This window comes from Acinetobacter sp. 148, assembly GCF_031196675.1.
Classification (GTDB): Bacteria; Pseudomonadota; Gammaproteobacteria; order Pseudomonadales; family Moraxellaceae; genus Acinetobacter; species Acinetobacter baumannii.
Genome location: NZ_JAVIMT010000074.1, coordinates 24,270 through 35,451 on the forward strand (window position 1 = coordinate 24,270; position 11,182 = coordinate 35,451).

Annotated in this window: 14 protein-coding genes; 10 read left to right on the forward strand and 4 right to left on the reverse strand. The window is 42.0% G+C overall.

Going from position 1 to position 11,182, the window contains the following annotated elements; all coding sequences use genetic code 11:
• Position 1 precedes the first annotated feature (1 nt).
• The 3 genes from znuB to RFX69_RS13260 are packed head-to-tail and all read right to left on the reverse strand — an operon-like array spanning position 2 to position 2,073.
• On the reverse strand, positions 2-811 hold the full coding sequence (gene znuB, locus RFX69_RS13250; RefSeq protein WP_000970834.1) for a zinc ABC transporter permease subunit ZnuB: 810 nt from the start codon (positions 809-811) through the stop codon (positions 2-4).
• A 3-nt stretch (positions 812-814) separates the two neighbouring features.
• Positions 815-1,603, reverse strand: coding sequence for a zinc ABC transporter ATP-binding protein ZnuC (znuC, locus tag RFX69_RS13255; protein ID WP_289332826.1), 789 nt, complete (start codon positions 1,601-1,603; stop codon positions 815-817).
• On the reverse strand, positions 1,576-2,073 hold the full coding sequence (locus RFX69_RS13260; RefSeq protein ID WP_000093118.1) for a transcriptional repressor: 498 nt from the start codon (positions 2,071-2,073) through the stop codon (positions 1,576-1,578). Before RFX69_RS13260 ends, znuC begins: the two co-directional genes overlap by 28 nt.
• Before the next feature lie 127 nt (positions 2,074-2,200).
• On the opposite strand from RFX69_RS13260, the gene RFX69_RS13265 reads away from it, so the two are divergent.
• The 10 genes from RFX69_RS13265 (at position 2,201) to RFX69_RS13310 (ending at position 10,376) form a co-directional block, all read left to right on the forward strand.
• Positions 2,201-3,040, forward strand: coding sequence for a metal ABC transporter solute-binding protein, Zn/Mn family (locus RFX69_RS13265; protein WP_000490209.1), 840 nt, complete (start codon positions 2,201-2,203; stop codon positions 3,038-3,040).
• A 169-nt stretch (positions 3,041-3,209) separates the two neighbouring features.
• Complete coding sequence (locus tag RFX69_RS13270) at positions 3,210-3,608, forward strand: ATP synthase subunit I (protein WP_000084237.1); 399 nt, start codon at positions 3,210-3,212, stop codon at positions 3,606-3,608.
• A 104-nt stretch (positions 3,609-3,712) separates the two neighbouring features.
• Positions 3,713-4,588 carry a F0F1 ATP synthase subunit A gene (gene atpB / locus RFX69_RS13275; protein ID WP_000718586.1) on the forward strand — a complete coding sequence of 292 codons (876 nt, stop codon included), beginning with the start codon at positions 3,713-3,715 and terminating at the stop codon, positions 4,586-4,588.
• An 84-nt stretch (positions 4,589-4,672) separates the two neighbouring features.
• A complete protein-coding gene (gene atpE / locus RFX69_RS13280; protein ID WP_000424060.1) occupies positions 4,673-4,918 on the forward strand; it encodes a F0F1 ATP synthase subunit C in 246 nt (81 codons plus the stop codon).
• A gap of 38 nt (positions 4,919-4,956) precedes the next feature.
• Complete coding sequence (locus RFX69_RS13285; protein ID WP_001024691.1) at positions 4,957-5,427, forward strand: F0F1 ATP synthase subunit B; 471 nt, start codon at positions 4,957-4,959, stop codon at positions 5,425-5,427.
• A 12-nt stretch (positions 5,428-5,439) separates the two neighbouring features.
• The gene (locus RFX69_RS13290) at positions 5,440-5,976 is read left to right on the forward strand and encodes a F0F1 ATP synthase subunit delta (protein ID WP_000818995.1); all 537 of its coding nucleotides are present in this window, start codon (positions 5,440-5,442) and stop codon (positions 5,974-5,976) included.
• Positions 5,977-6,022: 46 nt separating this feature from the next.
• Positions 6,023-7,567 (forward strand): F0F1 ATP synthase subunit alpha, encoded by a 1,545-nt coding sequence (atpA, locus tag RFX69_RS13295; RefSeq protein WP_001186635.1) that lies wholly within the window; start codon positions 6,023-6,025, stop codon positions 7,565-7,567.
• 77 nt (positions 7,568-7,644) lie between these two features.
• Entirely contained in the window at positions 7,645-8,514 is an 870-nt protein-coding gene (atpG, locus tag RFX69_RS13300) for a F0F1 ATP synthase subunit gamma (protein WP_001284971.1), read from the forward strand.
• Positions 8,515-8,544: 30 nt separating this feature from the next.
• Positions 8,545-9,939 carry a F0F1 ATP synthase subunit beta gene (atpD, locus tag RFX69_RS13305; RefSeq protein ID WP_000094481.1) on the forward strand — a complete coding sequence of 465 codons (1,395 nt, stop codon included), beginning with the start codon at positions 8,545-8,547 and terminating at the stop codon, positions 9,937-9,939.
• 17 nt (positions 9,940-9,956) lie between these two features.
• Complete coding sequence (locus tag RFX69_RS13310; RefSeq protein ID WP_000224542.1) at positions 9,957-10,376, forward strand: F0F1 ATP synthase subunit epsilon; 420 nt, start codon at positions 9,957-9,959, stop codon at positions 10,374-10,376.
• Positions 10,377-10,437: 61 nt separating this feature from the next.
• Here the strand turns inward: RFX69_RS13310 and RFX69_RS13315 are convergent, their stop codons facing one another.
• On the reverse strand, positions 10,438-11,037 hold the full coding sequence (locus tag RFX69_RS13315) for a hypothetical protein (protein WP_000757145.1): 600 nt from the start codon (positions 11,035-11,037) through the stop codon (positions 10,438-10,440).
• Positions 11,038-11,182 lie beyond the last annotated feature (145 nt).

An 11,182-nucleotide genomic window follows, 5' to 3' on the forward strand; every position in this document is an offset into this window, starting at 1 on the left:
TTTAGGCCGCTTGAGTTTGATTTTTGATTTTTTGAACCATAAAGATAAGTGCAAAACTTAAAGCCATACATAAAACAATACTGAGGCCAGTCGAGATATTAAGTGCTGCGCTTGACCATAGGCCAACACTGACACCGAGTTGAGCTAAAACAAAGGCCCAAATAACCATCTGCTTTGGTGAGTGAGCGAGTAATCGAGCGCTCAATGCTGGAATAACCAGTAGTGCCCCCATTAAAAGTGAACCTACTGCACGTAAAGCTAGTACTGTAAATAAGGCTAGCAATAACATAAAAATGAGACGTTGCCATTTCGCATTCACACCTTCACTAATTGCAATATCCGGATCAATTGCAATTTGAATTTGAGGCTGCCAAAAGCGATAAAGAATTGCCAGTGATACTGCAATAATTAATGTGAAAACAGGTAGGTCTGGCCAATCAATACTTAGTAAGTCACCAAACAAATAACTTAAAAGCTCCGGTCTTAAACTTGGAACATGTTGAATAAACAGGAGGCCACTACATAGTAATGTTGCTGAGCATAGGGCAAGTAAAGCATCGTTTGGTAAACGATTGTCATGTAAGGCCCACAAAATAGCGACTAATAAAATTGCAGTACCTGCTACGCCAAGCCAGAGAGGAAGGCTTAAAGCACCAGCAATTGCTACCCCAAGTAAGGTTCCATGTGCCATGGTGTCTGCAAAAAAAGACATACGTCTCCATAGCATGAGACAACCAAGTGGTGCAGTCAAAAAGACTAATAAGGTTCCCATAATCCATGCGGGTAACAATAATTGTAACCATTCCATCATGGCTTAAGCTTCCGGTTCCGGGTGAATGTGAGGTCTGCTATTGTGAGGGCAGGGGTGTGCAGCGTCACCATGCGCACAGTGATCATGATGATGTTGATAGAAAACTCGCTGAGTACCGAATATTGCTTGGTATTCAGGATGCTGCTGAACACTTTCTGGTAAGCCGCTACAGCATATATGCTTGTTTAAACAGACAACGCGTTGAGTTCCCTGCATGACCCACTGTAAATCATGGGAAACAATTAAAATAGCACAACCATAACGCTCCGGCAGACTACGTACATATTCATAAAGCTCAGCTTCTGATTGAATATCTAAGCCTTGCATAGGCTCATCAAGAACGAGGATATCTGGCTTTCTAAGTAAAGCACGTGCGAGCAGTACACGTTGGCGCTCTCCACCAGAAAGTTGCTGAACTTTTGATTGTTGTAGTTTGGCAATACCGGTGTCTTGAATAATTTCCTGACGAAGGGCAGGGCTACACTTTTCCAGATCTAATAAATCTTGTACCCGTAAAGGAAGACTATGAGATGGATTAAATTTCTGAGGCACATAAGCCATTTTTAGTTTTTTATTGCTTATGACGCGTCCACTACTTGGCTTTAAAATACCAAGTAGAACTTTAATTAAAGTTGATTTACCTGCGCCATTAGGACCAATTAAGGTCACAATTTCATTTTCATGCAGAGCAAAATCAACTTTTTTTAATATATCCCGCTGATCACGATGAACAGAGACCTGTTCAAGTTGAATCAAAACAGGATTTAGCGAGCTGTGCGGCACTGCTGGCATTTCCCCGAAATTTCTATAATGCTGTGTTGTGCTGCGAAATCATCTAAAGCTGCAAGTTGGTCAAGTTGTTGGGTTAGACCTTGTGAAGATGCTTCTTTAACCGTGTGACATTCGGTACAAATCAGGAATGCAGCCTGATGACCTTCACGTGGGTGACAGCATGGTATATAAGCATTAATAGATGTTAAGCGATGAATAAGACCCTTTTCTAATAAAAAGTCTAAAGTTCTATAAACAGTAGGAGGGGCGGCAGGGCGATCTGTTTGACTTTTAATACGTGCTAATAAGTCATAGGCACCCATAGGACCTGAAGCATTTAAAATGAGTTCAAGAACTTCTTTACGCAAAGGCGTAAGGCGTGCACCGACCGCAGTACATAAAGTTTCTGCTTCAGCTAAACGACTTGCGACATTATGGTGATCATGTACACCATGCAAAGAATCATGATGTTCATGCATGCAAGAACTCATAGACATAACCTCAAATTTTTAATGGAATATTAGCATGAAGCGGTGCTTCATTCGATTAATCTTAGGTATTTTTGTAACTTTGTTATATTATAACATGCTTCGAGCTATTACTAATTGATGGTCTGTCATGTTCCGCGTTTTTGTTTTCAGTATGTTCTCTCTTATGAGTACGTTAGGTTGGAGTCAGGGTTTGGTTGTCTCTACGCACCCAATCTATTTGATTGCAAAAGAAATTACCAAAGGAGTTGAAGAACCCCAGTTATTGCTTCAAGGGCAAAGTGGGCATGATGTACAGTTAACACCAGCACATCGTAAAGCAATTAACGATGCTTCTTTAGTGATCTGGTTAGGAAAAGCTCATGAAGCTCCGCTCAACAAATTGCTAAGTAACAATAAGAAAGCAATTGCTTTGTTAGATAGCGGTATTCTTTCTATTTTGCCGCAGCGCAATACACGTGGGGCTGCGTTACCAAATACTGTGGATACGCATGTCTGGCTAGAACCAAACAATGCAGTACGTATTGGCTTTTTTATTGCAGCTTTACGTTCACAACAGCATCCTGAAAACAAAGCGAAGTATTGGAATAATGCAAATACATTTGCACGAAATATGTTGCAGGCGGCTCAAGCTTACGATAGCTCAAGCAACGGTAAACCGTATTGGTCTTATCATGATGCTTATCAATATTTGGAGCGTTCGCTAAACTTAAAGTTTGCGGGTGCTTTAACGGATGATCCGCATGTAGCTCCTACAGCGGCACAAATAAAGTACCTTAATGATAGTCGACCAAAAGCTCAGATGTGTTTACTTGCAGAAAGTTTTACAACAAAAGGGCAATATCAAAAACTGGGTAGTATTACCTTCCAACCCGTTGATGAAAGTATGAATAATGAAGATAATTTTGTAACAGCATGGAAGAAACTGGCGATAAAAACTGATAAATGTGTATTAAATACGCAAAAGTGAGATAAAAAGTAAACAAAGGCTGACTGTAGCGTCAGCACCACCTGTCACGAAAAACCCCGACTAAAGTCGGGAAAAGATTGCATGTTCAGGGGTGTAACTCTATAATGCCTGCGATTAAAAGCGATCATCAGCTAAACTTGTCAAGCATTTATGCTGTGAGTGGATAAAAATGAGCCAAACTAGTCGCTTGATTGACCGACGATTAGCAAAAGCTTTGGTCTTCTTACAAGCATGCATGATCCCTGTTTCCGCACTTGTGGCGTGGAGCATAAAAGACATGACAGCAGCATTAAGTGCGGCACTTGGTGCATTGGTCTGCTGGCTTGCTACGAGCTATTTTGCGTGGCAATCCTTCAGAACGGCAGGTGCGAGAGCATCTAAACAAGTGCTGTCTAACATGTATAGGGGCATGTTAGGCAAATTTGCAATCATGATCGTTGGATTTATTTTGATTTTGAGCAATGTTAAACCTTTATCACCGTTAGCATTGCTGTTTGGTTTTATTCTCGTTCAAGCGATGTCGTGGGTTGCTCCTTTTTGGGTGTCACGTCTACAAAAACGGGTATAGAAACAAGAAGAATTGAAGATTTTTTGGAGGGTGGCGAGATATCGACAGTACGCCGATGTTCGTTTCCCTTCTTTTTAGTAATTGACATTGACCAGGTGTGATTTATGGCTGCTGAAGAACATGCCCTCACTTCGACAGAGTATATCAAGCATCACTTGACCAATATGACCTATGGCAAAATGCCAGATGGTACATGGAAATTGGCTGAGACTGCTGAAGAAGCTCATTCGATGGGGTTCACTGCAATTCACTTGGATTCAATGGGTTGGTCAATTGGCCTTGGTGTGATTTTCTGTTTGTTATTTTGGATAGTTGCGAGAGCTGCAAATGCTGGCGTTCCAACAAAATTCCAATCTGCAATTGAAATGATCATTGAGTTTGTTGACTCAAGTGTCCGTGATACTTTTCATGGCAAATCACGTTTAATCGCTCCTCTTGCACTCACTATTTTCGTGTGGATTTTCCTCATGAACTTAATGGACTTGATCCCAGTTGACTGGATTCCTCAAGTTGCTGCATTTGTGGGTGCTAACGTATTTGGTATGGACCCTCACCACGTTTACTTCAAGATCGTTCCATCTACAGATCCAAACATTACCCTTGGTATGTCTTTATCTGTGTTTGTACTTATCTTGTTCTACAGCATCCGCGAAAAGGGTGTTGGCGGTTTCGTAGGCGAGTTGGCACTTAACCCATTTAACCCAAGTAATCCAGTTGCAAAAGCGTTGCTTATTCCAGTGAACTTGATTTTGGAATTGGTAACATTCCTTGCTCGTCCTATTTCATTGGCTCTCCGACTATTCGGTAACATGTATGCCGGTGAGTTGATCTTTATCCTGATCGCATTATTGCCGTTCTGGATTCAATGGGCGTTATCTGTGCCTTGGGCGATCTTCCACATTCTTGTAATCACGTTGCAGGCATTCATCTTTATGATGCTTACCATCGTTTACTTGAGCATGGCAAGCGAAAAACATTAATGGTATTGCCTAACTGTCAAACGATGGTTGGGCTGAATTTTTTTAATTTAATTTGGTAATAACCTAACCTCTGAGGAATTTTTCATGGAACTCACTTTAGGTCTAGTTGCAATTGCATCTGCTATCTTGATCGCTTTCGGTGCTTTGGGTACTGCGATTGGTTTTGGTCTTTTGGGTGGTCGCTTTTTAGAAGCTGTTGCTCGTCAACCAGAATTAGCTCCACAACTTCAAACTCGTATGTTCTTAATCGCGGGTCTTCTTGATGCTGTGCCTATGATCGGTGTTGGTATTGGCTTGTTCTTCATCTTCGCTAATCCATTTGTAGGTTAATCAGCTTAATTCCTAAATCCACTATTTGAGGAATTGCAATGAATATCAACCTCACATTGATTGGTCAAGCGATTGCGTTTGCGTTTTTTGTCGCATTCTGCATGAAGTTTGTTTGGCCACCACTAATCAATGCGATTAGTGAGCGTCAGCGCAAAATCGCTGATGGCTTAAATGCAGCAGAAAAAGCGAAAGCTGACCTTGCCGATGCACAAGCGCAAGTAAAGCAAGAGCTTGATGCGGCTAAAGCACAAGCGGCTCAATTGATCGAACAAGCGAACCGTCGTGCAGCGCAATTGATCGAAGAAGCTCGTACTCAAGCTGCGGCTGAAGGTGAGCGTATTCGTCAACAGGCTAAAGAAGCTGTTGATCAAGAAATCAATTCTGCTCGCGAAGAATTACGTCAACAAGTAGCTGCCTTGGCAGTAACTGGTGCAGAAAAGATCCTGAACCAACAAGTTGATGCAGAAGCTCATAACGCCATGCTGTCTCAGCTGGCTGCTAAACTTTAAGCGAGGCGAATTATGGCTGAACTCTTGACGTTGGCACGTCCGTATGCCAAAGCAGCATTTGCTTATGCTTCTGAGCAAGGTGCAACAGACAATTGGTCGAATGCGTTACAAGTGCTCAGTGCTGCGGTGCAAGACGAAGCATTTTCCGCTTATTTAAATCGCCCTGAACTTACTCCTGCGGAGCAAGTGAAGCTTTTTGCTAAAGTTTTAGGTGAAGATCAGTCTCAAGCAGTGTCTAACTTTTTGACACTTCTTGCAGATAACGATCGATTAGTGTTGTTACCTGAAATTGCAGCAGAATATGAACAGCTTAAATCACAGAATAACAACAATGTGGATGTCGTGATTGAATCGGCTTTCCCGTTAACTGCTGAACAAGAGCAACTGTTGAAATCTGCTTTAGAAAAGCGTTTTAACAGCACAGTAACTGTTTCAGTTGAAGTTAAACCTGAGCTTATTGCAGGTGTTGTAATTCGTGCAGGCGATCAAGTGATAGATGATTCTGCGCTTAACAAGCTTGAAAAAATGCGTACTCGTCTTCTTGCATAATGCAAATGATGAAGACTGAACTAATAAAAGATTGAGGAATAGCGCAATGCAACAACTGAATCCATCCGAGATCAGTGCGCTCATTAAACAGCGTATCGGAGATCTGGACACCAGCGCGACCGCTAAAAACGAAGGTACCATTGTTATGGTATCCGACGGTATCGTGCGTATTCACGGTCTTGCTGATGCAATGTACGGTGAAATGATCGAATTCGACGGCGGCTTATTTGGTATGGCACTGAACCTAGAACAGGATTCAGTGGGTGCCGTTGTTTTAGGTAACTACCTAAGCCTTCAAGAAGGTCAAAAAGCTCGTTGTACAGGTCGTGTTTTAGAAGTTCCAGTTGGTCCTGAACTTCTTGGCCGTGTCGTAGATGCTTTGGGTAACCCAATTGATGGTAAAGGCCCAATTGATGCAAAATTAACTGATGCTGTTGAAAAAGTAGCACCAGGTGTAATTTGGCGTCAATCTGTAGACCAACCTGTTCAAACTGGTTATAAATCAGTTGATACCATGATTCCTGTGGGTCGTGGTCAGCGTGAGTTGATTATTGGTGACCGTCAAACTGGTAAAACAGCAATGGCGATCGATGCGATTATCGCTCAGAAAAACTCTGGCATTAAATGTGTATACGTTGCGATTGGTCAAAAACAATCAACAATTGCAAACGTTGTACGTAAGCTAGAAGAAACTGGCGCTATGGCGTATACAACTGTTGTCGCTGCTGCGGCTGCTGATCCTGCTGCAATGCAGTATTTAGCTCCGTACTCTGGCTGTACAATGGGTGAATACTTCCGTGACCGCGGTGAAGACGCTCTTATCATTTATGATGATTTGTCTAAGCAAGCTGTTGCTTACCGTCAAATTTCATTGCTTTTACGTCGTCCACCAGGTCGTGAAGCGTATCCAGGTGACGTATTCTATCTTCACTCACGTCTTCTTGAACGTGCTTCACGTGTATCTGCTGAATACGTTGAGAAATTCACTAATGGCGCAGTAACTGGTAAAACTGGTTCTTTAACTGCATTGCCAATTATTGAAACTCAAGCAGGTGACGTATCTGCATTCGTACCAACAAACGTAATTTCGATTACTGACGGTCAGATCTTCTTAGAAACATCATTATTCAACGCAGGTATCCGTCCTGCTGTGAACGCGGGTATCTCTGTATCTCGTGTTGGTGGTTCTGCTCAAACTAAGATCATCAAAAAATTGTCTGGTGGTATTCGTACCGCTTTAGCGCAATACCGTGAATTGGCTGCGTTTGCTCAGTTTGCTTCTGACCTTGATGAAGCAACTCGTAAACAACTTGAACATGGTCAACGTGTAACTGAGTTAATGAAGCAAAAACAATATGCTCCTTACTCAATTGCTGACCAAGCTGTTTCTGTTTATGCATCTAACGAAGGGTATATGGCTGACGTAGAAGTTAAGAAAATCGTAGACTTTGATGCTGCGTTAATTGCTTACTTCCGTTCAGAATATGCTCCGTTGATGAAACAAATCGATGAAACTGGTGACTACAACAAAGACATCGAAGCAGCAATCAAAGCTGGTATTGAAAGCTTTAAAGCGACTCAAACTTACTAAGTTCAGTTTTAGTTAAGTTTGGTTCACGGATCAACCTTCGGAAGCTCGAAAGGGCTTTCGAATACTAGGTTAAGCGTATGGCAAATTTAAAAGAAATTCGCGCCAAAGTAGCTAGTATCAAGAGCACGCAAAAGATTACTCGCGCGATGCAAATGGTAGCTGCTTCAAAAATGCGTCGTGCGCAAGAGCGCATGGCTCAGGGCCGTCCGTATGCCGATAATATGCGCCGTGTAATTGCTCACTTGGTACAAGCAAACCCTGAATACAAACACCGTTATATGGTGGACCGCCCAGTTAAGCGTGTTGGTTACATCATTGTATCTTCAGATCGCGGTTTGGCAGGTGGTTTGAACATTAACTTGTTCAAGAAAGTTGTGCAGCATGTCAAAGCACAACAAGAGCAGTCAATTGAAGTTCAATTTGCTTTGATTGGTCAAAAAGCGGTTTCGTTTTTTAAGAATTACGGCGGTAAAGTGCTGGGTGCAACCACTCAAATTGGTGATGCCCCTAGTTTGGAACAGTTAACTGGCTCAGTGCAAGTTATGCTTGATGCATTTGATAAAGGCGAATTAGATCGTATCTATCTCGTATCAAATGGTTTCGTCAATGCAATGACACAAAAGCCTAAAGTTGAGCAACTTGTTCCTTTAGCACCAGCAGAAGAAGGCGATGACCTCAACCGTACTTATGGTTGGGATTACATCTATGAACCAGAAGCAGAAGAATTGCTAAATGGTTTATTAGTTCGCTATATCGAGTCTATGGTTTATCAAGGTGTGATTGAAAACGTCGCATGTGAGCAATCTGCACGTATGGTCGCAATGAAAGCAGCGACAGATAACGCAGGTCAGCTTATCAAAGACTTACAACTCATCTATAACAAGCTGCGTCAAGCCGCGATTACTCAGGAAATCTCTGAGATCGTTGGTGGTGCCGCTGCCGTTTAACATTATTAAGTTTGAATTGAGGAGACAGCAATGAGTAGCGGTCGTATCATTCAGATCATCGGCGCGGTTATCGACGTCGAGTTTGAGCGCACAAGCGTTCCAAAGATCTATGACGCTCTCCAAGTTGACGGTACTGAAACTACTTTGGAAGTTCAGCAACAACTTGGTGATGGTGTTGTTCGTACCATCGCAATGGGTTCTACAGAAGGTCTTAAACGTGGTCTTACTGTAACTAGCACAAACGCACCGATCTCTGTTCCAGTTGGTACAGCCACTCTTGGCCGTATCATGGACGTTTTAGGTCGTCCTATCGATGAAGCAGGTCCTGTTGCGACTGAAGAACGTTTGCCGATTCACCGTCAAGCGCCTTCTTATGCTGAACAAGCAGCTTCTACTGACCTTTTAGAAACTGGTATTAAAGTAATTGACTTACTTTGCCCGTTTGCGAAAGGTGGTAAAGTTGGTTTATTCGGTGGTGCTGGTGTTGGTAAAACCGTTAACATGATGGAATTGATCAACAACATCGCGAAAGCACACTCAGGTTTATCTGTGTTTGCTGGTGTTGGTGAGCGTACTCGTGAAGGTAATGACTTCTATCACGAAATGAAAGATTCTAACGTTCTTGACAAAGTAGCAATGGTCTACGGTCAGATGAACGAGCCACCAGGTAACCGTTTACGCGTAGCGTTAACTGGTTTGACTATGGCTGAGTACTTCCGTGATGAAAAAGACGAAAACGGTAAAGGTCGTGACGTATTATTATTCGTCGACAACATCTACCGTTATACACTTGCAGGTACTGAAGTATCAGCATTGTTAGGTCGTATGCCATCTGCGGTAGGTTACCAACCTACACTTGCAGAAGAAATGGGTGTTCTTCAAGAGCGTATTACATCTACTAAATCTGGTTCGATCACTTCGATCCAAGCAGTATATGTACCTGCCGATGACTTAACAGATCCATCGCCTGCAACTACATTTGCTCACTTAGACGCAACAGTAGTATTGAGCCGTGACATCGCATCTTCTGGTATCTATCCAGCGATCGATCCACTTGACTCAACTTCACGTCAGTTAGACCCATTAGTTGTTGGTCAAGAGCACTATGAAATTGCGCGCGCAGTACAAAACGTATTGCAACGCTATAAAGAGCTTAAAGACATCATCGCAATCTTGGGTATGGATGAATTGGCAGAAGAAGATAAATTGGTTGTTTACCGTGCGCGTAAAATCCAACGTTTCTTCTCTCAACCATTCCACGTAGCTGAAGTATTTACTGGTGCTCCTGGTAAATTAGTACCACTTAAAGAAACGATTCGTGGCTTTAAAGGTCTATTAGCTGGTGAATACGATCACATCCCAGAACAAGCGTTCTATATGGTTGGTGGTATTGACGAAGTGATTGCTAAAGCTGAGAAACTCTAATTTAAGGAGATCATCTCATGGCGACTATGCAATGTGATGTCGTAAGTGTTAAAGAGTCAATTTACTCTGGCGCAGTGACGATGTTAATCGCGAAAGGTGCAGGTGGTGAACTTGGTATTTTGCCTGGTCACGCTCCACTTGTAACCTTGCTTCAACCGGGCCCGATTCGTGTTCTGTTGGAAAATGGTACAGAAGAAATCGTCTATGTATCTGGCGGTGTTTTAGAAGTTCAACCTCATGTTGTGACGGTTCTTGCAGATACTGCAATCCGCGCTGACAATTTGGATGAAGCTGCAATTTTAGAAGCACGTAAAAATGCTGAACAATTGCTTGCAAACCAAAAGAGTGATTTGGACTCAGCTGCTGCGTTGGCTGCCTTAGCAGAAACCGCTGCACAGCTTGAAACTATCCGTAAAATCAAAAACCGCGCTCAATAAGACACGGTTCGAGATTGAAAAAGCCACCTTTCGGTGGCTTTTTTTATTGCTAAAAAGAAAATTAAGAATCAGTTTTTGAATCTGATTGTTCATCTCCTGCCATAATCATAGCAGCGAGCTTGACCATATCCATTTGGATGGTATTAAGTTGCTTTTCAATTTGGTCGAAATTAATTTGCTCTAATTTCCCATTTAATAAAGGCATGCTTAAAGCTTGCTGGTTTGCCTGTAGTAGGCTTTGACGGATATTTTCAACTTCCTGACTTCTGATATCTAAACCAAGCAAAGCTTGGTTTAAACCTTCTAACTGTGCTTTCAAAGTCGTCACAGTTGTTTTTAGCTCATGCTGATCTTTATCTTGAATGGCTTGTTCAACGTCAAGTTGAGTGTCCTTGAGCTTTTCGATATAGTCGCCAGCCTTTAACTGTAAGTTAGCGGCATCACGAACGATATAAAAAACATTACCATTTTTTAATTCAGTTTTATTTTGTGTAGCGGTGATTTCTTGTTGAGAGTCATCAGCTTGTTCTGATATTTGATCGTTAGTCTGAACGGATTCTTGTTCCTTTGCGTGGTCTTGTGCCTGATCACATCCAAGTAATAACATACCTGAAGCAAAAATCACAAATGGGAAAAATGCACCTTGTAAAACTTTTTTCATAACTACAAACAATACCAACTGAAGCAAGTAGGTACTATATGCATAAAATATGTAGAAATAAGGTATTGTTGCAAATGAACAACATTTTGAGTAGACAATAAAAAAGGAGTGCCATAGCACTCCTTTTATTAGGGTTTGTTGACAT

What these genes read in the sequence shown, in the direction of transcription:
- atpE (WP_000424060.1), top strand. Translation starts at nt 4,673, where the DNA reads ATGGAACTCACTTTAGGTCTAGTTGCAATTGCATCTGCTATCTTGATC.
- RFX69_RS13270 (WP_000084237.1), top strand. Translation starts at nt 3,210, where the DNA reads ATGAGCCAAACTAGTCGCTTGATTGACCGACGATTAGCAAAAGCTTTG.
- atpD (WP_000094481.1), top strand. Translation starts at nt 8,545, where the DNA reads ATGAGTAGCGGTCGTATCATTCAGATCATCGGCGCGGTTATCGACGTC.
- RFX69_RS13285 (WP_001024691.1), top strand. Translation starts at nt 4,957, where the DNA reads ATGAATATCAACCTCACATTGATTGGTCAAGCGATTGCGTTTGCGTTT.
- atpG (WP_001284971.1), top strand. Translation starts at nt 7,645, where the DNA reads ATGGCAAATTTAAAAGAAATTCGCGCCAAAGTAGCTAGTATCAAGAGC.
- RFX69_RS13315 (WP_000757145.1), bottom strand. Translation starts at nt 11,037, where the DNA reads ATGAAAAAAGTTTTACAAGGTGCATTTTTCCCATTTGTGATTTTTGCT.
- RFX69_RS13290 (WP_000818995.1), top strand. Translation starts at nt 5,440, where the DNA reads ATGGCTGAACTCTTGACGTTGGCACGTCCGTATGCCAAAGCAGCATTT.
- znuB (WP_000970834.1), bottom strand. Translation starts at nt 811, where the DNA reads ATGATGGAATGGTTACAATTATTGTTACCCGCATGGATTATGGGAACC.
- znuC (WP_289332826.1), bottom strand. Translation starts at nt 1,603, where the DNA reads ATGCCAGCAGTGCCGCACAGCTCGCTAAATCCTGTTTTGATTCAACTT.
- atpB (WP_000718586.1), top strand. Translation starts at nt 3,713, where the DNA reads ATGGCTGCTGAAGAACATGCCCTCACTTCGACAGAGTATATCAAGCAT.
- RFX69_RS13260 (WP_000093118.1), bottom strand. Translation starts at nt 2,073, where the DNA reads ATGAGTTCTTGCATGCATGAACATCATGATTCTTTGCATGGTGTACAT.
- atpA (WP_001186635.1), top strand. Translation starts at nt 6,023, where the DNA reads ATGCAACAACTGAATCCATCCGAGATCAGTGCGCTCATTAAACAGCGT.
- RFX69_RS13265 (WP_000490209.1), top strand. Translation starts at nt 2,201, where the DNA reads ATGTTCCGCGTTTTTGTTTTCAGTATGTTCTCTCTTATGAGTACGTTA.
- RFX69_RS13310 (WP_000224542.1), top strand. Translation starts at nt 9,957, where the DNA reads ATGGCGACTATGCAATGTGATGTCGTAAGTGTTAAAGAGTCAATTTAC.